This is a genomic window from Pseudomonas kermanshahensis, from assembly GCF_014269205.2.
In the GTDB taxonomy this organism is placed as follows: Bacteria; Pseudomonadota; Gammaproteobacteria; order Pseudomonadales; family Pseudomonadaceae; genus Aquipseudomonas; species Aquipseudomonas kermanshahensis.
This window is the reverse complement of the sequence record NZ_JABWRY020000003.1, coordinates 35272-57085: the sequence shown is the minus strand read 5'-3', so window position 1 is coordinate 57085 and position 21814 is coordinate 35272. Positions and strand designations below refer to the sequence as shown.

Genomic DNA, 21814 nt, shown 5'->3' with positions numbered 1-21814 from the left:
GGCGGGTTTTTTCTGAAGCGTGTCACATTAGGCGAGTTCGGCGAAGCACTCTTCGATGATCGCCAGGCCTTTGTCCAGCAGTGCGTCTTCGGCGGTCAGCGGGACCAGAATACGCAGGACGTTGCCGTAGGTGCCGCAGGACAGCAGGATCAGACCCTTGTCACGTGCCTTGGCAACCACTTGGCCAACGGCAGCAGCATTCGGGGTGTGAGTGCCTTTCTCGAAGACTTCGACGGCAATCATCGAGCCCAGACCACGGATGTCACCGATGATTGGGTTCTTTTCCTGGATCTTGCGCAGGCCAGTCACCAGGTGCTCACCAACAGCCTTGCTGCGGTCCAGCAGTTTTTCTTCTTCGAACACTTCGATCACGGCCAGGGCCGCGGCGCAAGCGATCGGCGAACCGGCGTAGGTGCCACCCAGGCCGCCTGGTGCGATGGCGTCCATGTACTCGGCCTTGCCGCACACACCGGCCAGCGGGAAGCCGCCAGCGATGGATTTGGCGAAGGTGGTCAGGTCAGGCGCAACGCCCATCTGTTCCATGGCGAAGAAGGTGCCAGTACGGCCAGCGCCAGTCTGTACTTCGTCGGCGATCAGCAGGATGCCGTGCTGGTCGCACAGGGCGCGCAGGCGCTGCATCAGCTCTTTCGGCGCTGGCAGGAAGCCGCCTTCGCCTTGTACGGGCTCGAGGATGATCGCGGCGATGTCCTTAGGCTCGGCATCGTTCTTGAAGATGCGCTCGACCGAGGCGATGGCGTCGTCGACGCTCACACCGTGCAGTTCGTTCGGGAACAGTGCGCGGAAGATGCCGCCTGGCATCAGGCCCATGCCAGCGGAGTACGGCACGACCTTGCCGGTCAGGCCCAGGGTCATCATGGTACGGCCGTGGTAGGCGCCGGTGAAGGCGATCACGCCAGCGCGGCCAGTGGCGGCACGGGCAATCTTGACGGCGTTTTCAACGGCTTCGGAGCCGGTGGTGACCAGCAGGGTCTTCTTGTCGAAGTCGCCTGGGACCAGCTTGTTGATCTTTTCGCACAGCTCTACGTAGGGTTCGTAGGCCAGCACCTGGAAGCAGGTGTGGCTGACTTTGGTCAGCTGCTCTTGAACGGCTGCGACCACTTTCGGGTGCAGGTGGCCGGTGTTCAGTACTGCGATGCCGCCCGCGAAGTCGATCAGTTCGCGGCCTTCAACGTCGATCACCGTCGAGTTCTTCGCGGTGTCTACGAAGATCGGGTGGATTTGGCCGACGCCACGTGGGACGGCGGCTACACGGCGTTGCATCAAGGATTCGTTGGTCTTGCTCATAATGCCCTCATTGCGCCGATCAGAATGGCGCTTTTATTCGGGGGTGGCTGGGAGTGCTCGCGCACAGTATTCGTTGATCGACTGCCGTGAACGCCCTGGCCACCAGGTACTGCATGTAAAAAAGGCCAGCGAGACGTCGCTCTCGCGCCCCGCTGGCAGAGGTAAAGCCTTTTAACCGGTGATCAGACGCTGATGCACAGGTATTTGATTTCGAGGTAGTCCTCGATACCGTATTTGGAACCTTCGCGGCCCAGGCCCGAAGCCTTGATACCGCCAAACGGTGCGACTTCGTTGGAAATCAGGCCGGTGTTGATGCCAACCATGCCGTATTCCAGCGCTTCGGCAACACGGAACACACGGCTCATGTCACGGGCATAGAAGTACGAAGCCAGGCCGAACTCGGTGTCGTTGGACATGGCGATGACTTCGGCTTCGTCCTGGAAGCGGAACAGCGGCGCCAGTGGGCCGAAGGTCTCTTCCTTGGCGACAGCAGCGGTCTTCGGCACGTTGACCAGAATGGTCGGCTCGAAGAAGTTGCCTTCGATCAGCTTGCCACCGGCCAGCACCTTAGCGCCTTTGGCGACCGCGTCTTCGATGTGTTCCTGAACCTTGGCGACAGCCTTGCCGTCGATCAGCGGGCCAGTGGTGGTGCCGTCTTCCAGACCGTTACCGATCTTCAGCTTGGCCACTGCAGCAGCCAGCTTCTCGGCGAACGCGTCGTAGACGCCGTCCTGCACGTAGATACGGTTGGCGCAGACGCAGGTCTGGCCGTTGTTGCGGTACTTGGAGATGATCGCGCCTTCGACTGCCTTGTCCAGGTCAGCGTCGTCGAACACGATGAACGGCGCGTTGCCGCCCAGCTCCAGGGAAACCTTCTTGATGTCCTTGGCGCATTCTTGCATCAGCTGGCGACCGATTTCGGTCGAGCCGGTGAAGGACAGTTTGCGAACCAGGGAGTTGCCAGTCAGCTCGCCGCCGACTTCGCCAGCGCTGCCGGTGACGACGCTCAGCACACCAGCCGGGATGCCGGCACGGTGAGCCAGCTCGACCAGGGCCAGAGCGGAGTACGGGGTCTGCGAAGCAGGCTTGAGCACCATGGTGCAGCCAGCGGCCAGGGCCGGGCCGGCTTTACGGGTGATCATGGCCGCCGGGAAGTTCCACGGGGTGATGGCCGCGGTAACGCCGATTGGCTGCTTGATGACGATCAGGCGCTTGTCAGGCTGGTGGCCTGGGATGGTGTCACCGTAGACGCGCTTGGCTTCTTCGGCGAACCACTCGATGAACGAGGCGGCGTAGGCGATTTCGCCTTTGGCTTCGGCCAGTGGCTTGCCTTGCTCGGTGGTCATCAGGCGAGCCAGGTCGTCCTGGTTCTCGATCATCAGTTCGAACCAGCGACGCAGCTTGGCCGAACGCTCTTTGGCGGTCAGGGCGCGCCAGGCCGGCAGGGCCTTGTCGGCGGCTTCGATGGCGCGGCGGGTTTCCGCGGTGCCCATCTTAGGCACGGTACCGATGACTTCGCCGGTGGCCGGGTTGGTCACCTTGATGGTCTGGCCATTGTCCGCATCCAGCCACTCACCATTGATATAGGCTTGCTGGCGGAACAACTGAGCGTCTTTGAGCTGCATGTCGGCTTCCCGAATTGTTGATTGTTGAAAAGCGCCCAAAGCAGGGCATCGAGCGTTTGAAATCTCAAACGAATGCTAAGCGGCTGCTGGGGTGTAGGACAATAGGCTGTTCGAAAAAAAGAACGAATGGTTAAACAGCCTGGGGAAATTTCATGATTTTTTACACCGCAGCCGGCCTCTTCGCGGGCAAGCCCGCTCCCACAGAGTGCACATCCCTAGGAGATTGTGGAATCCTGTGGGAGCGGGCTTGCCCGCGAAGAGGCCGATACAGGTTAGACGATCGAGCGGGAAGAAATGTGAAGGGAGGACCGACGGCCCTCCCAGACGGGATGGATCAGAACGCCTTGCCCAGGTCTATCACCAGCGCCCGATACCCGACACTGCCCGGCTGCCTGCTGTGCACCTTCAGTTCCACCAGCACCTCCTGCGTCCCGCGGCGCACCTCATTGAGCACGGTGGTAGTCAGCTTCTCTGGGGTGAGGAAATTCACCGAGGCCGAATAGATGAACTGGGTATCGGTCTCGGGCCGGTAGGCCACCACCGAGGTCACCGGGCTGTACCATTCGTCACCGCGCGCTTTGCCGTACTCCCACACCTGCTCGACCGTGCCTTTGGCCTCGTCGATCTTGTACTCCACCGCGCGGCTGTAGTTACCGGCCAGCTTGGTTGGGGCAAAATCGCGCCCCCAGCCGTTGTCGAACACGGTCAACGTGCCTTTGCCCGTGAGCCAGGCGGTGTGCTGGGTCCAGGACCAATCGAAGCCTTCGCTCTGCACCGGCGTCAGCACCTTGTCCTGCAAGCGCTGCGGCCACCCCTGCGGCGAGGCGAGAATCCACTTCACGGCTTTGTCACGGCCGATCTTCACCACGCCTTGATGGCGTGCTGAAACGATGATGCTGTCGTCATCTGCGTCGTAGTCGATGGCATTGACGTGCGCCCAGTTGCGCCCGGTGCCAACGCCTGGGGTGTCACCGAACGGCAGGTCGCCTTCGGCCAGTTCGTTGGCCAGCCGGTCTTCGTGCTTTTGCACGCCGTCGGGCAACTGGATCGCCGCCTTGCCAAGGGTTTCCAGCAGGTCGCCGCGGTACGGGTCGAGGATCTGGTTCAGGTCCCAGAAGTCCAACACATCACCCGCTTCGCTCACCTCGATGATGTGGTCACGGATCGAGCGCACGCGCTTGCCGTCTGGCCGGCGATAGTCGCTGGTACCGACCCGCAACAGGTAAGTGCCGTTGGCGGTCTCACGGATTTCGTGGGAGAAGTCGGCAAACTTGTCCGGCAGGCTGCGTTGCCAGATGCGCCGGCCAAGCAGGTCGTATTTGGAGTAAGTCTGGCCCTGGCCCCAGATCAGCTTGCCGTCACGGGTCTGCTGGAAGCCCATGGTGCCGCCCAGGCCGTCCCGGCGGTTGGAATCGTGAATCTGCTCGATATCCAGGTACCAGCGCACGTCGCCATTACTGTCGGCGATCCAGTTGTTGCCCACTTGGTCCCACTCGGCTGCACCGCCTAGGGCATTCCACTTGAAGGCGCGGCCGCCCGGGATATCCCCCTGCAGGTGGTTGAACAGGTAAAGACGGTTTTCGAAGCCGGGCGCTACCTTGATGGGTTCGACCTCTGGCAACGCCGCAGTCTGCTTCGCCACCACCGGCAGGCGCACTGCCGGCGCATAGACCTGATAACGCTCGCGGATGCGCTCGCCATCGAGTTTGTAGGTCACTTCAACCTGGTTGACGTAGTCGGGGTACAACCCGAACACCGGGATGCCGCCATAGGTCCACAGCGAGCGGTCCGACACCTCGTAGGCGATGTCTACGCCCCGCTCGCCGCGGCCCAGCACGCGCACATGGGCCGCACTCAGCGTACGCCCGCCATCGCGGATGATGGCCGTCAGCGGTGCCAGGCGGTACGGGTTGACCACCACGTCACCCAACAGCGCCTCATCAGGCCCGGGGACCTTGGCTGTGAGGCAGGCGCCTTCAGGCAATGCAGGGGTTTCGGTTTTAGCATTCATGGCAAAGCTCCTTGTGCTCAGAAGTCGTAACGGGCGGTAGCGCCGAAGGTGCGAGGGGTGCCGAGTACCCCGGCATAGCCACCGTTGGCGGAGTTCCACAGGCTGGTGAAGTAGGTTTTGTCGCCGGCGTTTTTCACCCACAGCGACAGGTCGAGCACGCCGTCGCCCTGGTCCAGGCGTACGCCGGTGGAGAGGTTGACCAGCGCATAGCTGGGGATCTGGCCGAAATCAGAGTCGTCGATGGTGCCCACCGCCTTGGAACGGAAGGCGTAGCTGGCGGTGACGTAGGGCTCGACGCGCTCGGCCAGCTGCCACTTGTACTGGGCGTTGAGGTTGGCGATGTACTTGGAGGCGCCGACCACCTGATGGCCCGACAGGTCGCAGGTGGCGGTGGCATTGGCCAGGCTGACTTCGGGCGGGCATGGCGCATCGTCGTACTCGGTGTAGCGCACGTCGTTCCACGAGCCGTTGAAGTTGACCGTGAGGCCGCGCACCGGCAATGCCGTGGCCTCGAACTCCAGGCCACGCGAACGCACACGCCCCGCGTTGGCCAGGTACTGCACGCGGTTGGCCTCGTCATACACGTTGGCCTGGTAGCCATGCACTTCGGCCCAGAACAGGTTGGCGTTGAGCTGCAGGCGATCATCCAGCAGCGTGCTCTTGACCCCTATTTCGGCGTTGTTGACCCGCTCGGTGCCGACCAGCAGCGAGTCCGTGCCCAAGCGCGGCGCGGCGCCGACGGTAAGGTTGATACCCCCGGATTTCTCGCCATGGGTCAGGGTGGCGTAACCCAGTACCTGGTCGTTGAAGCGGTAACTCAGGCCCAGCAGGCCAGAGGGGCTGAAGCTGTACTGGTTGAGATCCCCCGAGTCGTAGGCCCCCACCCGGCCCTGGCGCGCCGCCGCTGCGGCGCCGGTGACCGCCGCGCCACCCGTGGGCGCATCACGGGTCACCCAGGCGCTTTTCTCCTCGTAAGTGCCGCGCACACCGGCGGTGAAGTCCAGGCGGTCGGTAAGGTGCCAGGTGCCCTGGGCGAACAGCGCATAGCTGTCGGTGTCGATGTGGCCATCACCGAGGGTGTTGACGTTGTTCAGGGCGCCCGCCGGGGTGATGTTCCAGATGTCTGCCTGAGGGCCGTAATAGGTGAAGGACTTATTGTCCAGGTCCTGCTTGAAGTAGTACGCGCCCAGCACGTAGTCGAAGGCGCCACCGGTCGGCGAAGCCAGGCGAATCTCCTGCGAATACTGCTTGTCGCGCACCGACACACCAGCGCTGTAGAACACCGGCACGTTGAGGCCATCGTCGTTGCGCGGGGTAAAGTCCCACCAACGGTAGGCGGTGATCGAGGTGAGGGTGAAGTCGTTGGGCAAGGTCCAGTTGGCCTCGACCGAAGTGCCACCCTGGAACACCGTCACCTGCTGATCGGCATCGAAATTGACCTTGCGGTCCTTGCCCGACACCAGCGTCGCGCCGGCCTGCGCTGCCAGGCTCTCGTAGCGGTTGACGCCGTTGATGGTCGGGCCGGTGCTGTACAAGCTGAGGATGCCGTTGTTGGAATCTTCTTCGTTGTACTCGCCGATCCAGCGCAGGTTGAAGGTTTCGCTGGGCTTGAACAGCAATTGGGTACGAAAGCCCTGGCGCTTGCCGCCGTTGAGGTCGTCACCGTTGTGGATGTTCTTCACGTAGCCATCGTCTTCGGTGCGGTAGGCACTGATGCGCCCGGCCAGGGTGTCGCTGATCGGCCCGGAGAAGCTGCCCTGGGTCTGCAGGTAGCCATCTTCGCCAATCGACTGCTGAACGCTGCCCTCGCGGTGGAAGGTCGGCTTGCGCGTGGTGATGTTGAGCACACCGGCGGTGGTGTTCTTGCCGAACAGCGTGCCTTGCGGGCCGCGCAGCACCTCCAGTTGCTCGACATCTAGCAGGTCGAACACGGCCATGCCGGGGCGACCGAGGTAGACGTTGTCCAGGTAGATGCCGACGCTGCCTTCCAGGCCATCACTGGCCGGGTTGTTGCCCAGGCCACGGATCGAGATGCTCGATTGACGGGCATGCACATAGGCGACGTTGGTGCTGGGCACCAGTTGTTGCAGGTCCTGCACGCGGTAGATGCGCTGGGTTTCCAGGGTTTCGCTGTTCAGCACGCTGATCGGCGTGGGCACGCTCTGTGCGGTTTCTTCGCGACGGCGGGCGTTGACGGTAACGGTGCCAAGCTTGGCCTCCTGCTCCACGGCAGGTGCGGTGCTGATAGGCGCTTCGGCAAAGCTGCCAGTGGATGCCGCCAGCAACACGCCAGCGGCCAAGGGTTGCAGGGTGAACCGCGATGCGCGCGCAGGCCAACGGGAAACTCGGGACATGCTGATGCTCCTTGAGGCATGGGCCCTGAGCGAGCATTTCCGTTGGCGGAACCGAATCGCGGTCAGTCGGGCTTATATTCTTTTAAGTGATATAAATATTTGTAATTCATATTTAGTGGAATAAGTAACAGCCTTTATAAGGGGACTCACCCTTATCAGCAATTGCATTTGACCGAAGGTTTTAATGTAGAAAATGCATATCGATCTCCGTCAGCTGCGCCATTACATTGCCCTGGTCGAGCACCGCAGTTTCGTGGCCGCAGCCGCTGCGGTGAACCTGTCGCAATCGGCCTTCAGCCGCAGCATCCAGACCCTCGAGCACAACATCGGCTGCCGCCTGGTGGACCGCGCCAGCAAAGAGCTGGCCCCCACCCGCCAGGGTTTGCTGGTGTTGGAGCATTCACGGCGGCTGGTGCACGGGGCGCACAACCTGGTCAATGAAATTCACCAGTTCAACGGCGCCACCACCGGCGTGGTGCGCTTCGGCTCCGGCCCTGCGCCAGCGGGGGGCTTGGTGCCGCGGGCAGTGGCGCGCTTCGTCGCCGAATACCCAGCGGCGCGCACGTGTTTTCAGGTGGATAACTGGCAGGCGTTGAACCGCAAGCTGATCGCCGAAGAGATCGAGTTTTTCGTCGCTGACACGCGCCAGTTCGAGTCAGACCCGGATTACCGCGTGCACAAGCTGGCCCCACAGCGCTGGCACTTCTGCTGCCGCGCTGGGCACCCGCTGACCACGCGGCAAGCAGTGCAGGCGCGGGACCTGTTCGAGTACCCACTGGCCACCACCTTTCGCCCGCCGAACATCCGCAAGGTCCTCAGCGACCTCAGCGGGCGGCAGGATTTTCTGCCCACGGTGGAATGCGAACATGGCTATGCGTTGCTGAATGTGGTGATGCATTCGGACACCATCGGCATTGCCTGCAATGCCAACCTACGGCCGTATCAACGTGACGGGGGGCTGGTGGCGCTGAAGCTTTCGGACTTGGCGCCGGAGCACGAAGAAGCGTTTTATACCCGCTATGGGGTGGTGAGCCGGGTGGGGTATGGGTTGTCGCCGTTGGCGCAGGGGTTGGTCAGGCAGTTGATTGCCTGTGATACCGACCTATGAACAACCCTATCGCCCGCTGTGTGTAGGAGCAGCCTTGTGCTGCGAAGAGGCCGGCGCATGCCAAACGTAATGAGCATGGCAACACCGGCCTCTTCGCAGCACAAGGCTGCTCCCACAGGCTGGGCAGTACTTAGCCTTTACGGGTTGTGCGGCTCAGTTGCCCATCCACCCCCACCGGCACCTCACCCGCCAACGTCACCCGCCGAACCACACGCGGCTGGGTGCCATAGTCATCCACCGCGTAATGCTGCGTCGCGCGGTTATCCCAGATCGCCACATCCCCCGCTTGCCAGCGCCAGCGCACGGTGTTTTCCAAACGCGTGACATGCCCCTGCAGCACGGCGAACAGGTGCTGCGAATCGGCCAGCGAATAACCCTTGATGCGCTTCACGAAGTGCCCCAACTGCAGCGCCCGCTCACCGCTGACCGGGTGCACGCGCACGACCGGATGCTCGGTCTCGTACACCGTCGAGGTGAACACCTGGCGATAACGCTCCAGCTTGGCCGGGTCGACGTCAGGCTTGAGGGACGCGTAGTCGTATTCGTTGCTGTGCACCGCCCACAACTTGTCGGCCAGCTCGCGCAGTGGCTCGGGCAGCTCCTGGTACGCCGCTGCGGTATTGGCCCACACGGTATCCCCACCAGACGCCGGCGCCACCACGCTGCGCAGGATGGAGGCCTTGGGGTAGGCATCGACGAAAGTCACGTCGGTGTGCCAGGAGTTGGCCCGCTGGCCTTCGGCACCATCAAGCTGCAGCAGGTAGCTGGTGCCATCGACCACCGGCACGGTGGGGTGGGCGACCGGCTCGCCCAGCAACTTGGCGAAGCCTTCCTGGCTCTGGTCGTCCAGGTGGGTCTGGCCACGGAAGAAGATCACTTTGTGCTCGACCAAGGCCGCCTGTATGGCATCGATCGTGGCGGCATCCAGGTCGGCAGAAAGTTTCAACCCGCGGATCTCGGCGCCGATACGGCCGGCAACCGGATGGATGTCGAGTTCAAGGGCGAGTGGCGCGGTGGCCAGGGCGGCATTGCTCATGGTCGTGGTCCTTACGGTTATTGTCGGTTCAAAGGGTTAGCGGGCGGCCTGAACGGCCTGTTGCTGTTGCAGTGCGGCGTCGAGAAAGCGTGGTTCAACCCAGTCGGCAACTTGGAAGCCACGGCGGATCAGGCGCTCTTTGGCGGCCAGGTCGACGCCCTGCTGCAGTTGGGCCAGAAAATCAGCGTCCAGGCGTGGGTCGAAGTAATGCGCGAGGTTTTCCTTCGCCAAGTCATCGCTGAGGATGCTGCGCGGCCAGCTGGCGTTGTTTGCCACCAGGTCGACATAGGCGTCGCGGTTGTGTTCGTCACGCAGCCACGCGGTAGCCTGCTCCTGGGCATTGACCAGGCGCTGCACCAGGTCTGGGTGCTGGCGGATGAATTCGCCGGTGCCCAGCAAGACCGCTTGGGTGCTGCCGGCGCCTTGCAGGTCGCGGGAGTTGACGGGCAGTTCGACCAGCCCGCGTTCACGCAGCGACAGCAGGTTCGACAGGCCCCAGGTGGCATCGATCTGCTTGGCGGCGATTGCGGCGTTGGCAGCGTTGAAGTCGAGGTTGATCACCTTCAGGTCACGCTCGGACAGCCCCTGGCTGGCCAGCGCGCTGGCGAACGACAGCTGGTTGGCAGTGCCGCGGAACACCGCCACACGCTTGCCCTTGAGGTCGTGCAGGGTCTTGATGCCGGACCCCGGCACCACCCCCAGGTAGCTTTTCACCCCCCGCACGCCGGCCGACAGCACGCGGGTATCCAAGCCATTGGCCTTGCCGACGATCGCAGCCAGGTCCCCCAGGTAGGCAAAGTCGGCTTTTCCATTGGCCAGGGCCTCGTTCACCACCGGCCCTGCGCCCTTGAAGAAGTGCCAATCGATGCGGATGCCGTCCTTGGCAAATTCTTTCTCCAGCAATTGCTGGTCGCGCAGCACATCGACCACGCCCCCGGCGCTGTGTTTGCTGCCAGCGCTCAAGTCCGGCACGGCGATGCGGATGCTCTCTGGCTTGGCTGACTCGGCAGCGTGGGCGTTGAGGGTGAAGACCAGCCCAAGGGCGGTGATCAGGTGGCGTAGTGGGGTTTTCATGGCAAGGCTCCTTGGCAGGCTGCCACCGACGAAGGCCGGCGCTTTGGCCAGAAGCTAGGCAGGTCTGGTTAGAACCTCCAAAGATCAAAACTTCATTTTTTAGTAACCAGAAGGCATAAATCAGGCGTTATGCGGGCCTGCGGGGGGCTTGCGGGGAACGCATGGAAAATATGAGGAAAACGCAACGGTAAGGGGTTTGCGCATGCAAGGGTTGCATGCTCTTATCTCTTGAAATGCGCACTTATGAATTTTTAATTCCATTAGTGCATAAGATAACAACGCTTCGTTCGAGAGATGCCGATGAATGGAATTCTGAACAGGAGTTGGGGGTGGCTTCGGGGGCCGCTTCGCGGCCCTTTCGCGACGCAAGGCCGCTCCTACCAGAGGGCTGCGTACCTTTCTTGGGTATTGCCGCTGTTGATCGCGGTGTTGTGGGTGGTCGCCAGCCGGCAACACTGGATGAGCGAGCAGATTCTGCCGGCACCTTCGCGGGTATGGGAGAGCGCGCTGGAGTTTGGCTCCGGGGAGCTTTGGGGGCACCTGTGGATAAGTGTGCAGCGGCTGTTCTGGGGCTTGGCGGTCGGGATTGTCAGCGGGTTGCTGCTGGGCACCTGGCTGGGGTCGTCGCGGCGGGCACAGACGCTGGTGCTGCCCACCTTCGTCGCGCTGGCGCAAATTCCCACCCTGGCCTGGATTCCGCTGTTCATGCTGTTTTTCGGCATCGGCGAGTTGCTGAAGCTGGTGGTGCTGGTCAAAGCCGTGGTGGTGCCGGTCACCCTGCACACCCTGGTCGGCGTGCGCGATGCCCAACCCAAGCTGCGTGAAGCTGCAGCGGCGTTGCGTTTGCCACGTCACCTGTTGTTCCTGCGGCTGCTGTTGCCCGCCGCCCTGCCCGCCTTCCTCACGGGCGTACGCCTGGCCCTGGCTACCGGCTGGACGTCGTTGCTGGCCGTGGAGCTGCTGGCCTCCAGCGAGGGCATCGGCTACCTGATGGTGTGGGGCCGGCAGTTGTTCATGCTCGACCTGGTGCTGCTCTGCATCCTGGTGATCGGCCTGGTTGGGGCGCTCATGGAGCAAGGCTTCTCGCGCCTGGAGAAACGCCTGCTGTTCTGGCCGCAACCCGCAACCGGCGAGCAGCAGCGCGGCCCGATCCCAAAAGGTTGGCAAAGCCTACTGCTGCCGATTGCACTGCTGGCGCTGTGGCAGGCCACCAGCACCGTGGGCTGGGTTGACCAGAACATCCTCACGTCACCGCTGGGCGTGCTGCACACCCTGTTCAGCGGGCTGGCGGACGGCACGCTGCCACAGGCGTTGCTGCTGAGCCTGCAACGCACCTTGACCGGCCTGGTGCTGGGCGGTGGCGCGGGTTTGCTGGTTGGCCTGCTGCTGGGGCTTTCGCACCGCGCCGAGCGCGTGTTCGGCCCGAGCCTGACGGCCGTGCGCCAAGTGGCGCTGTTTGCCTGGGTGCCACTGCTTACGGCCTGGTTCGGCCTGGGCGAAGGCGCCAAGACTGTGTTCGTGGCCCTGGCGGCGTTCTTCCCGTTGCTGATCGCCACCCAGCGCGGTATCGCCGGGCTGTCGCCTCAACTGGGCGAGGCCGCCCGCACCTTGCGCCTGAGCCTGTGACAACGCTTGCGCCGGTTGGTGCTGCCCGGCGCTGCCCCGGCGATTTTCGCTGGCCTGCGCCTGTCGCTGATCTATGCCTGGCTGGGCACCATCGGCGCCGAATACTTCATGCCTTCTGACGGCGGCATCGCCAGCCTGATGATCGGCGCCCAACAGCTGTTCCGCATGGACCAGGTGATGGCCGCCATGGTCCTGATCGGCCTGGTCGGCGCCCTGCTCGGCACCCTCGGACAACGCCTCGAATCGCGCGCCACGCGCTGGAGAACCGCATGAACGCCTTCAACACCTCGCACCTGCCTGCGGCCAATCAACCCGACGTTACCCCGCCATTGGTCAGCTTCGAGGGGGTCGGTAAGGTATTCCGCGTCGATGGCCAACCGTTGGAGGCCATTCACGATTTCAACCTGTCGATCAACGAAGGCGAATTCATCGCCATCGTCGGTGCGTCCGGCTGTGGCAAATCCACCCTGCTGCGCCTGCTGGTGGGGCTCGACACCGACTACAGCGGCAGCATCCGCGTCGACGGGCGCGCGGTCAGTGGCATCGGTGGCGAACGCGGCATCGTGTTTCAGGAACACCGCCTGTTCCCCTGGCTGACGGTGGAGCAGAACATCGCCCTAGGGCTGGTCAACGAACAGCTGACCCAGGGTGAGCGCGCCCGGCGCGTGCATGAATTTGTGCTGCTGGTCGGCCTTAGCGGGTTCGAGTCGGCTTACCCGCACCAGCTTTCCGGCGGCATGGCCCAGCGCGTGGCAATCGCCCGCGGGCTGGTGGCCAGCCCACGGATCCTGTTGCTTGACGAGCCCTTCGGCGCGCTCGATGCGCTGACCCGCCAGCAACTGCAGGATGAGCTGCTAGCCATTCGGGAACGAGCCGGCATCACCACCCTGCTGGTGACCCACGACGCCGAAGAGGCCACCTACCTGGCCGACCGGGTGGTCGTGCTGGAACCGCGCCCGGGGCGGATCAAGTCGGTGGTCGAAATCGACCTGCCACACCCGCGCCTGCGCACAGGCGTGGCGCTGCATGGGCTGCGCGAGAAGGTGCTGCACCAGATCACCGGTGCCGGCAGTTACCTGCCACCCGTGGTTCGCCGGGTAGAAGGGCTGCGGCCCGAGCTGATCGCACTCTGATGGCCGGTAGGAGCAGCCTTGTGCTGCGAAGAGGCCGGCGATAACAGCACACGTCTGCGTTGCTGCCACTGGCCTCTTCGCAGCACAAGGCTGCTCCTACAGGCGTTATGCCCAAAGCGCGGGTAAAAACAGCTACAGATCAAGGCGATGGACGCAACCGAAACAGATGGGTATCATGCGTGCGCGTTGCACTCGTAGCTCAGCTGGATAGAGTACTGCCCTCCGAAGGCAGGGGTCGTGGGTTCGAATCCCGCCGAGTGCGCCATCTTCGAAAGCCCTGGGATTATTCCCGGGGCTTTTTCGTTTGTGCGACATGTCGCGTTTCTGGTACTCCCGTACTGCAGAGCATTGGTGTTAGCGTGGGCACCTTCCCGTTTTTCGAACGGGTACCCCCAACAATGACTCGCGAAGGAATGCGCGCGCCCATGTACCTGAAAAAACTCACTGCTACTTCATTGCTGCTGGCCAGCATCGGCCTGTTCAGCGTACCGGCCCAGGCCAACCTCTCCCAGCAACAATCCGCGGCCATCATCAAGGCCTACGACGGCACAGAACTGGCGGACTTCAAACAGTTCATCGGCAAGCTCAACGGCAGCGACCTGGCCAAGGCCGACAACCTCGGGGAGACGCTGAGCGCGTACCTGGCCAACAAGCCGCTGGCCGACGAGCAGCAGAACGAAATCAACCGCCTGCTGGGCCTGTATACCCGCATCAAGTACGGCAAGGCCGCCACCGAGACCCTGCGCGAACTGGTGGCCATCCCCACCTTCAGCGTCGATGGCGTACCGCAGCACGAGAACCCCGAGTTCCTGAAGATCGCGGACAAGATCAAAGCCCTGGCCGAAGGCTTTGGCCTGACGTTCCGCAATATCGACAACCGGGTCTACGAGATCACCCTGGGCGAAGGCAAAGAAGTGGTCGGCATCCATGCCCACGCCGATGTGGTGCCGGTCAACCCGGACAACTGGAAGCTGGACGATGGCACTCGCCTCGACCCTTTCAAGGTCACGCTGGTGGGTGACCGCATGTATGGCCGCGGCACCGAAGACGACAAGAACGGCATCGTCGTGGCGCTGTATGCGCTGAAAGTGGCCAAGGACGAGAAGCTGCCGCTGGCCCGGCAACTCAAACTGCTGGTGGACACCACCGAAGAAACCAGCGGTGACGCGATCCCTTACTACTTCGAGCGCAACCCGACGCCCGACTACAACCTGGCGCTGGATGGCGGCTACCCGGTGGTCATCGCCGAGAAAGGCTACGGCACGGTCATGGCCACCTTCGCCAAGCGCGCCGCCACCGGCAAGGGCGCCGAAATCACCCACCTCACCGGCGGCCTGGCCACCAACCAGATCCCGACGACGTCGGTCGCCACCCTGGCCAGCGACAAGCCTGCCGAGCTGGCAGCCAGCCTGAACAAGGCCGGTGCCGCGTATGTGAAGGGCAACGGCGGTGATTTCAGCATCGATGCCAAGGTGGTTGGCAAGGACGTGCAGCTCACCGTGAAAGGCGTCTCGGCCCACTCCTCGGAGCCAGAGTCTGGGGTCAACCCGGTGGCGCGCATGCTGGTGTTCATCGATGGCCTGGGCAAGCAGGTGCCACTCAAGCACAACCAGTTCACCGACGCCGCCCGTTATGCCAACGACAACTGGGGCCTGGACTACCTGGGCAAAAAGCTCGGCGTGGGCTTTGAAGACGCGTTCATGGGGCCCCTGACCGCCTCTCCGACCTTTGTCGGCGTGGACGACAAGGGGCTGAAACTGGCGGTCAACCTGCGTATCCCGAAGGGCAAGGAAATTGCCGTGATCAAGGATGACCTGGCGACCAAGCTGGATAAATGGAAGAGCACCAGCCACGTCCCGGTGGCCTTCGACTACAGCCTCGACGCGCCGATGTACCGCAACCCGGAGGGCGAGTGGGTCAAGGCCCTGCTTGCCGTGGCCAGCGAGAACCTGGGCATGAAGCACGAGTTTGGCACCTCGGCGGGGGCTACCTCGGTGCATGACTTGCCCAACGGCGTGCAGTTCGGCCTGGCCATGCCTGACGTGAAATACACCGGGCACAACGACAACGAGTTCAAGACCGTGGAGCAGTTCATGCTGGATCTGCAGGTGGTGAGCGAGATGGTCGCGCGCATCGGGCAGATGCCGAAGCTGTAGCGCAGTCACCTGTAGGCGCAGCCTTGTGCTGCGAAGAGGCCGGTGACAACAGCGCAGATCTACTGTGTTGTCACCGGCCTCTTCGCAGCACAAGGCTGCTCCTACAAGGGTGCGTATTACCCGGAAGGCCGGGTTACCGAAGGTCGGTACTCAGGCTAGGCGTGCCAAAGCCTTCCAACGTTGCGTTGGAGGCATTCAGGTATTGCGCCCAGAAGTCGTTCAGCGCATCCATGGTCTTGCCAGAGCGGTAGGCATGCTTCACCGCGTCGGTGACCAGCCCAGCGCCAGACACATACACCCGGGCGCCTTGCAGGTCGGCGTACAGCCCCTTGCTCTGCGCAAGCTTCAGTTCGTTGCCAACGTTCAGTTGCTTGATCTGGTTGGCCGCGTAGAAGCTGGTGTAGTCGGAATGCTCGAGCATGTCCGAAATCAGGTACACCACCCGCTCCTGGATACCCTGCTCTTTGCCCATGTCTTCACCGACACGGCGCAGGGTGTTCATGATTTCGCTCTTGGGGATGTCCTGACGCGCCCCGCGCAGGCCCTTCACGAACAGCCCGCCGAAACCGGTCTGAAACGCCTTTTTCTGGGTCGCCAGGCACTGGTCCAGGCCACGCAGCTTGCGCATGTTCACATCGTCGCGAACCTCGCCCTGCAACGGCGTGTCCAGCTCGCCGGCATACACCAGGCGCTGATATTCACCCGGCAGGAACGCCGAGAAGGTATAGAGCCTGACGCGATCGCCCGGCTGCACGAACCGGTCGATCTGGCCCCAGGCGCTGCGCTGCAGGTCTTCTGGCATCGGGATGGTCTGATCGATGATCACCACCAGCTCGCGGCCGGAACCTGCAGGCTTGATGTCTGCCAGGCCATTGCGCGTGTAGCAGCTCTGCAGGTCGTTGCGTTCCGCGGCCAGCGCTGCACACGGCAGCGCCAGCGCCAGGATCAGGGCCTTGGCAAGCCTCATGACAGCATGCCCTCCTTCTTCGCCGGGAACAGGCCAAGCGCCTTGAGTGCTTGCTGTTGCTCGCGGATGTCGCGCAGTTGCGCCTCGCTGACATTCAGCGCACGGCTGGCGGCGGCCAGGCTTTCTTCCGGCAGGCCAGTCACATCGTGGAACTCGGAGGCCTTGATAGCGACCGGCTCGGCCACTGCAGCAGCAGGGGCAACAGGGGCTACGGCAGGCTGGGGCTCGACCGGCGTCGCGGCGACAGCGACGGCTACAGCCGCGGTTGCTGGTGTAACGGTTTCAATCGGCCGCGCTGGCTTCTCTGGCTGCTCCGATACCTTGTCAGCCTTGTGTTCGACGAAGCTCAAGAAATTGCGGCGGGCGGTGTTTTCCCCGTCCAGTGCCGTCAGCACATTGGCATCGGTGTGATCACGGCTGGACAACAAGGTCTGCAAGCGGCGCAGCTTGTCATCGGCATGGCTGGCGATGGCCGAACGCTTCTGGTCCATCGCATCGAGCATTTCTTCGGAGGTGGCGTACTTGTGCGTACGCTGCCAGGCGGTGTGCGAGTGCGTACCGGCGAAGAAGTAGCGGCTGGCCAACCACAGGCTGATGCCTTGGATCGCCACGTAGATCAGCGACAGCATCACGTAGGTCGTCAGGCTGGCCTTGCGGATCGCCTGCATCTTGTCGTCGATGGTGGCGTTATCCGCTTCATCGTTGATGGCCTGGGATTCTGCTGGCAGGTCGAACGGCGAGCCCGCGGTGCTGCTTTGCGTGGACGCTTCGGCACGCATGCCGTTGACCATCTCGGTCTCGATGCTGTCCAGGGTGGCCGAACGGATGAGGAAGGCACCAATGGCCATGGCCACCACGAACGCACCGCAGGTGATCAACCAGAAGAACTTGCGCGTGACGTTGGCGTTCACGTCCTTCACACGGGCCAGCAACTGCTCGTAGTCAGGCTTGTCCGAGTCGCTGAAGGAGTCTTCCAGGTTGATGGCTTTGTTGGCTTTCAGCGAGCGCGAGCGCTTGGAAGGCTCTTCACCCTGCCACCAATGGCGGGCGCGGGCGACCAGGCTGTTGTGGTGCACCGCGTGCCCGGCAGCCTCGGCCAGAAACGCCGACGCAACGGCCAGCAGAATCGCCACGAATGCTGTCAACCAATGACGGTCATTCGTCGACGCGTCCATGTTCACCCAGCCGGCGACCACATAGGCAAACCCCATGGCCTCGATCACCACCAGCAACAGGACAACCGCCAACACCCACCACGGCCGCGCAGAACGCCCGGCCTCACCGGCCTTGGACAGGTAGTCCAGGTAGGCACTGTAGGCGTTCGCGTCCTTGGCGTAGAGCTTGAACTTCTTGTTGTACACGTTCGACAGGGTGACTTCGTGGTTGATCCAGCCTTCAGCGTCGACCGAAGCCGGCTTGCGCGACAGGCGCGCGACCGTACCGATCAAGGGGAAGCTGTGCCAGACACGGGTCAGGAAGTAGGAAACCTCTTCCCAATAGTTACGCACGATCACCGCAGTGATCAGCAACGAAAGCAGGCCGGCAGAGAGCAACTGATTGGCGAGAATCAGTGATTTAAGTGCCGCGAGCGAAAAGTCTTCCATTCAGGACGTCCTTGACTGGGGTTATTTGGTAGCCGGGATCGGCTTGTAGGAAGCGACGAACGCGTCACTGCCGGCGGCATAGAACAAGGCACCTTGGCTGACCTCGGCGTTGCCTTTGCTGAACACGATGTCCATGCACGAAATCGATGCCTGGGCATCGCTGGCGAAGACCCGGTAGAGCACTTCGCTTTCGCCTTCATAGGTGTTGGCCACGGCCTTCATGGTGCGTGGTTTGTGCTGCGTAGGCTGTTTGTAGTCTTCGACCAACTGCAGAATCGGCTGGCGGTCGACCATGGCGTTCTCACGCAAGATCGATACCGGCGACACGGTCACCAGGTGCCCGTTGACCAGGTTGGCCCAGACCCGGTTGTTGTAACCCGGCAGGTAGTCCTTGGTGGCGCGGCGCTGCAAAGGTTGGTCGTTGACCATGCTCAGCACTTCGCCGGCATTGCGTGGGCGGTCGGCCTCGCAGCTGGACATCGGCATCTGCGCGGCGTAGGCGCTGCTGATCAGCGTGAAGCCACTCTGTTTCGGCTTGATATTCTGCGCCATGGTCCAGCTGTAGTTGGCCACGGGGGTACCGGCGAAATCGACCTGCGGACGCACAGCTGCAACAGCCTTCGCGGTGCTGGTGCTGGTGGTACTGGTGGTTGCGCTGGCGGTACTGCTGGCCGTGGCCGGCGTGCGCTGTGCCGTGGTCGGCTTGCTTGCGGCAGGCTTGCTGCTCGCGTGTGCGGTAGTGGTCGCCTGCCGAGGCTTGGCAGCGGTCGAGGTGCCGTAGTGCAGGTAGCGGGTGTTACCCGCTTCTGCCTGGGCGCGCATTACCAGGGCCTGTTCGTTGGCCAGCTCGACGATTTCCACACGGCGGTTCTGGCCACGCAGCAACGGGTCGCTGTTATCGGCAATCGGGCGCGATGCCCCGGCGCCTTGGTAATAGATGGCACTGGCCGGGATGCCGGCCTGCAGCATGACCTTGCCCACGGTCTTGGCGCGGCGCTCGGACAGCTTCTGGTTGAAATCGGCATTGCCCACGGCATCGCTGTGGCCAACGATCAACAAGCGACGTGCCTGCGCCTCCTTGGCGGCGGCCTGCTTGTCGGTGGCGGCCGGCTTGGCATACATCTGCGCCAGCTTGGCCACGGCGCGCTGGCCGTTGGGGGTCAGTTGGTCGGAGCCAGTGGCGAACATCCCGGTGTCTTCGATCTGGGTCACCAGGCCCGCCTGTTCAGGGACGGCGGTCACCACCGCAGCCGAGGCAACGGTCAACTTCTCGGTGGTGATCTTCAGGTTCTCTTCCTTGGCGATGCGGTCAAGCTCCTGCAAGCGCGACTGCCAGACATAACCGGCGATGCACCCCAACGTGCCGCCGACTGCAACGCCCGGCAAGATGCCGTCCTTGCCTTTAAGGGCATAACCGGCAGCGCCCCCGGCGACAACCCCGACACCACAGAGCACGGGCATGCCGTAGTCCCTGCCAATGTCTTTAACGCTCTTGGAGATATTGTCGATTTGTTGGCTGCTGCAACCGGCAGCGGTGATGAAGGCGCAACTGAGCGCTGTGAGGCGAAACATGCTTTGCATTGCGGCTCCTTGCCGAAACAGGTCTGGATGATGGCAACTTGACATGCATTGTCACAGATTACCGGGGATTTTGCCCCACCCAGGTAAGCATCTCCAGCGCCGGATACACGGCTTGCCGGGGTGCTTGGTACACAATCGATTCAACCATGACGTTTTTCAATCGCCTCCATGCCGTTTCCTGCATTGCCGTGCAGAGCGCCGTGCCGGATGCTTTATTTACATTGAGACAGCGCTTTTTCCACCCGCAGAGGCCCGTATGAAAAACGTCGAACAAATCCTCAAGACCAAGTCGAAGCACCAGACCGTTTACACCATCGGCCCGGACGACTCGGTACTGGACGCCCTTAAACTGCTGGCGGAGAAAAATATCGGTGCGCTGCCCGTGGTGGAGAACAACCAGGTGATCGGCATCGTCAGTGAGCGTGATTATGCCCGCAAGCTGGTGCTCAAAGGCCGTTCGTCAGCGGCAACGCCGGTACGCGAGATCATGAGCGCCCCGGTGATTACCGTGGAACCCAAGCACAATCTGGAATATTGCATGAACCAGATGACCAACCTGCACCTGCGTCACCTGCCGGTGGTCAGTAATGGCGAACTGCTGGGCCTGTTGTCGATTGGCGACCTGGTGAAGGAAACCATCGCCGAACAGGCCAACCTGATCCTGCAGTTGGAGCAGTACATCCGCGGCGAGTAAACCGCCTCAGTGGTAGGCGCGCTCCAGTTCGTCCAGTTGGTGGTCGAAGCTGCGCAGGCGCGCCGACCAAGTGTACACCAGCACTTCAAGGTCGCGGTTGAGCACGGCAGTGGTGCCATTGCCCGTGCTCGTCGGCTCGCCCAGGTCGAGCTGGTAGCGTTCGCGGGCCATGGCCGCCGCCACACTGGAGAGGTCCCGTGCGTTGGCCAGCCAGTGGTGGTGGTGATCGTGGATCTCGCGGTCGAGCGCCCGGCACTGGCGCTTTAAGGCGTCCAGGCTTTGCTCCAGCGGGGTGCCCTTGAGCTCACCCATGACTTCTTCGAAGGTGCGCCCTGAGTGCCAGTAGCTGCCCCAGAAATAGCGGTCGAATACCGTTTCGACCCGGCGCAGGGCAACCTTGGTGTTCCAGATGGTCAGCAACGTTCGCCCCTGGATCACCTCACGCTTGTTCAGGCGCAACTGTTGCCAGGCGATCCAGGTCAGCGCCACCAGCGCAACCGCCACGGTGACCGCGGCGGCGGCGTAGAGAAACTGCACCGCCTGGTTCATCTGTTGCGTCTGCCTGATGCCATAGAAGTAACTGGCCGTCAGCGTGCCCAGGATCGTCACGGAGCACCAGAACCCTGGTGCGTAGGGATCTTTCATCGCGCTATCCCCTTATTGTTTTCCTGAGCATAGCAACGGCCAATCACTCGTCAGGTGCCGCTCGGCGCTTTATTTTCGGGGGCGGCGCAACGCCTCGTTGAGTTGGTCGAAAGGGACTGCCCAATCAGCATCTTCGTTGATGCTGTCCTTGAGGAAGTTGCGCTGGGCATCGGTCCAGAACGGGGCATCGACCAGCTTGATCTCGTTTTGCAGCGGCGAGTGGCTGGTGATGAATTGATCGATACTCAAAGCATCGTCAGGCAAGCCCAGCTGTTTGAACAGCTCGGCGAATGGATGGGTCGGTGCTTCCATGATTCCTCCTAAAAGCCGGTCAGGCCGTCCACGACGCCCGCCCGGCGTTGGCTTGAGAACATCAGCACAGCTCACGCACTTCGGCGTGCGGTACCAGTTTCATGAACTGCTCCATGCTCATGTGGATCAGGTGATCGTGGTCACCCGCCTCCAGGTAGACATCACCTTGCCGGGTAAGGGTCGGGTCGAGCAGCATTTTCATATCGTAGGCATCGCCAAGTGCCGGCACTGCGCCGCGTTCGCAATCGCCGAACAGCGTCGGCAGGCCGCTTTCGCGGGTCAGTTGCCAGGCGCCCGACATGCGCACCTTGCTCATGTCCAGATGCCGGTTGGCCGGTAGCACGGCCAGGATGTAGTTGCCATGCCGGTCATCGAGCACCACCGACTTGGCGACCCGCTCAGCGGGTACACCGGCCGTGCGTGCCGACTCCAGGCTGGTGGCCGAATGTGGATGGGGAATGATGTCGTAGTCGCAGTTGGCCTTGTCCAGGCGAGCCTGCAGGGTCTTTGCCATACGCATGATGCACCTCCGGTATTGCGCCCCCAATCTTCAATTTTAGGCCTTGGCCCGGCAGGCATGACT

The 21814-nt window shown here is 62.5% G+C and carries 16 protein-coding genes, 1 tRNA gene and 1 pseudogene; 6 read left to right on the top strand and 12 right to left on the bottom strand.

Features of this window, described 5'->3' with window-relative positions; genetic code table 11:
* Window positions 1-27: 27 nt before the first annotated feature.
* The 4 genes from gabT to HU764_RS26555 all read right to left on the bottom strand — a co-directional run bounded on the left by gabT (window position 28) and on the right by HU764_RS26555 (window position 7295).
* Complete coding sequence (gene gabT / locus HU764_RS26570; RefSeq protein ID WP_027595155.1) at window positions 28-1305, bottom strand: 4-aminobutyrate--2-oxoglutarate transaminase; 1278 nt, start codon at window positions 1303-1305, stop codon at window positions 28-30.
* A gap of 182 nt (window positions 1306-1487) precedes the next feature.
* The gene (gene gabD, locus HU764_RS26565) at window positions 1488-2930 is read right to left on the bottom strand and encodes an NADP-dependent succinate-semialdehyde dehydrogenase (protein ID WP_027595154.1); all 1443 of its coding nucleotides are present in this window, start codon (window positions 2928-2930) and stop codon (window positions 1488-1490) included.
* Window positions 2931-3264: 334 nt separating this feature from the next.
* On the bottom strand, window positions 3265-4941 hold the full coding sequence (locus HU764_RS26560) for an aryl-sulfate sulfotransferase (RefSeq protein ID WP_085273884.1): 1677 nt from the start codon (window positions 4939-4941) through the stop codon (window positions 3265-3267).
* Window positions 4942-4958: 17 nt separating this feature from the next.
* Entirely contained in the window at window positions 4959-7295 is a 2337-nt protein-coding gene (locus HU764_RS26555; protein ID WP_186703120.1) for a TonB-dependent receptor, read from the bottom strand.
* Window positions 7296-7488: 193 nt separating this feature from the next.
* Here HU764_RS26555 and HU764_RS26550 point away from each other — a divergent pair, with 193 nt between their 5' ends.
* The gene (locus HU764_RS26550; RefSeq protein WP_027595151.1) at window positions 7489-8403 is read left to right on the top strand and encodes a LysR family transcriptional regulator; all 915 of its coding nucleotides are present in this window, start codon (window positions 7489-7491) and stop codon (window positions 8401-8403) included.
* A 130-nt stretch (window positions 8404-8533) separates the two neighbouring features.
* On the opposite strand, the gene HU764_RS26545 is transcribed toward HU764_RS26550, so the two are convergent.
* Together HU764_RS26545 and HU764_RS26540 are read right to left on the bottom strand one after the other, a co-directional pair.
* Window positions 8534-9439: a TauD/TfdA dioxygenase family protein gene (locus HU764_RS26545; RefSeq protein ID WP_186681832.1), complete on the bottom strand. Its 906-nt coding sequence runs from the start codon at window positions 9437-9439 to the stop codon at window positions 8534-8536.
* A 36-nt stretch (window positions 9440-9475) separates the two neighbouring features.
* Window positions 9476-10513: an ABC transporter substrate-binding protein gene (locus tag HU764_RS26540; protein ID WP_186703119.1), complete on the bottom strand. Its 1038-nt coding sequence runs from the start codon at window positions 10511-10513 to the stop codon at window positions 9476-9478.
* A 396-nt stretch (window positions 10514-10909) separates the two neighbouring features.
* Between HU764_RS26540 and HU764_RS26535 the strand changes: the two are divergent.
* The 4 genes and pseudogenes from HU764_RS26535 to HU764_RS26520 all read left to right on the top strand — a co-directional run.
* Window positions 10910-12412 (top strand): annotated as a pseudogene (locus HU764_RS26535) (ABC transporter permease); the annotation flags it as partial.
* A complete protein-coding gene (locus tag HU764_RS26530) occupies window positions 12409-13272 on the top strand; it encodes an ABC transporter ATP-binding protein (RefSeq protein ID WP_186703118.1) in 864 nt (287 codons plus the stop codon). The pseudogene HU764_RS26535 and the gene HU764_RS26530, both read left to right, overlap by 4 nt.
* Window positions 13273-13460: 188 nt before the next feature.
* Window positions 13461-13537 (top strand) — tRNA-Arg (locus HU764_RS26525).
* A 160-nt stretch (window positions 13538-13697) separates the two neighbouring features.
* On the top strand, window positions 13698-15428 hold the full coding sequence (locus tag HU764_RS26520) for a dipeptidase (RefSeq protein WP_186703117.1): 1731 nt from the start codon (window positions 13698-13700) through the stop codon (window positions 15426-15428).
* A 133-nt stretch (window positions 15429-15561) separates the two neighbouring features.
* Here the strand turns inward: HU764_RS26520 and HU764_RS26515 are convergent, their stop codons facing one another.
* The 3 genes from HU764_RS26515 to HU764_RS26505 are packed head-to-tail and all read right to left on the bottom strand — an operon-like array spanning window position 15562 to window position 19580.
* Window positions 15562-16395, bottom strand: a complete 834-nt coding sequence (locus HU764_RS26515) for a hypothetical protein (protein ID WP_186703116.1) — start codon at window positions 16393-16395, stop codon at window positions 15562-15564.
* Window positions 16392-17999: a hypothetical protein gene (locus HU764_RS26510; protein ID WP_186703115.1), complete on the bottom strand. Its 1608-nt coding sequence runs from the start codon at window positions 17997-17999 to the stop codon at window positions 16392-16394. The genes HU764_RS26515 and HU764_RS26510 overlap by 4 nt, the downstream gene beginning before the upstream one ends.
* 21 nt (window positions 18000-18020) lie before the next feature.
* On the bottom strand, window positions 18021-19580 hold the full coding sequence (locus HU764_RS26505) for an OmpA family protein (RefSeq protein WP_186703114.1): 1560 nt from the start codon (window positions 19578-19580) through the stop codon (window positions 18021-18023).
* Between the two features lie 256 nt (window positions 19581-19836).
* Between HU764_RS26505 and HU764_RS26500 the strand changes: the two genes are divergently transcribed.
* The gene (locus HU764_RS26500) at window positions 19837-20274 is read left to right on the top strand and encodes a CBS domain-containing protein (protein WP_085273889.1); all 438 of its coding nucleotides are present in this window, start codon (window positions 19837-19839) and stop codon (window positions 20272-20274) included.
* Between the two features lie 6 nt (window positions 20275-20280).
* Here HU764_RS26500 and HU764_RS26495 read toward each other — a convergent pair whose 3' ends face one another.
* From HU764_RS26495 to HU764_RS26485, 3 genes are all read right to left on the bottom strand, one after another.
* Complete coding sequence (locus HU764_RS26495) at window positions 20281-20919, bottom strand: hypothetical protein (protein ID WP_027595141.1); 639 nt, start codon at window positions 20917-20919, stop codon at window positions 20281-20283.
* 69 nt (window positions 20920-20988) lie between these two features.
* The gene (locus HU764_RS26490; RefSeq protein ID WP_027595140.1) at window positions 20989-21231 is read right to left on the bottom strand and encodes a DUF2789 domain-containing protein; all 243 of its coding nucleotides are present in this window, start codon (window positions 21229-21231) and stop codon (window positions 20989-20991) included.
* A 61-nt stretch (window positions 21232-21292) separates the two neighbouring features.
* Window positions 21293-21751 (bottom strand): aminoacyl-tRNA deacylase, encoded by a 459-nt coding sequence (locus tag HU764_RS26485; RefSeq protein WP_186703113.1) that lies wholly within the window; start codon window positions 21749-21751, stop codon window positions 21293-21295.
* Window positions 21752-21814: the final 63 nt, after the last annotated feature.